Raw genomic sequence first — 681 nt, forward strand, 5'->3', positions numbered from 1 at the left:
CCCTCCTAAAATTGTTAAAGAGTATATGGTTCAATCTATGAAGCCAGGAAGTGTCATTGTGGATATCGCAATAGATCAAGGTGGTACAGTAGAAACTATTGATCATTATACAACTCATGATAATCCTGTATTTATTAAACATGACGTAATTCATTATGCAGTACCAAATATGCCTGGTGCCACCCCACGTACTTCAACTATGGCGTTGGCAAATGGAAATATTGAGTATTTATTAGCAATTTCTAAAGATGGATTAGAAATTGCAATTCAAAATAAATCATCATTAGCATCTGGGGTAAATGTATATAAAGGTATTATTACCTACGAAAATTTAGGTATGACGCTAGGTTTGGACTTTAAAGAATTGAAAGAAGTGTTAGTATGATTACCAAAAACGTATTGTTAGATATCACTGACATTAAAAAAGCCAAAGAAATTCTTGATGTAAATGCCCGAAAAACACCTTTGGTTAAATCTTTCTATTTAACTAGTAAAGCGGGTGGAGAAATTTATTTAAAGCTGGAAAACATGCAGTTAACGGGTTCATTCAAATTTCGTGGTGCATTTAATAAAATTTCCCAACTAACAAATGAAGAGAAAGAACGTGGTGTAATCGCTTGTTCAGCTGGAAATCATGCACAAGGTGTTGCATTATCTTCCCATTTACTAGGAATTAAAAGT

General features: G+C 33.3%; 1 protein-coding gene and 1 pseudogene. Both read left to right on the forward strand.

The window, feature by feature from the left end:
• Positions 1-385: pseudogene (locus ACQGS6_RS29425) on the forward strand (alanine dehydrogenase); the annotation flags it as partial.
• Positions 382-681 (forward strand): pyridoxal-phosphate dependent enzyme (locus ACQGS6_RS29430; protein ID WP_426966106.1); only part of this gene is annotated, 300 nt, incomplete at its 3' end. The pseudogene ACQGS6_RS29425 and the gene ACQGS6_RS29430, both read left to right, overlap by 4 nt.

This window comes from Bacillus sp. GMs2/2 (assembly GCF_050172095.1).
GTDB lineage: Bacteria > Bacillota > Bacilli > Bacillales > Bacillaceae_G > Bacillus_A > Bacillus_A cereus.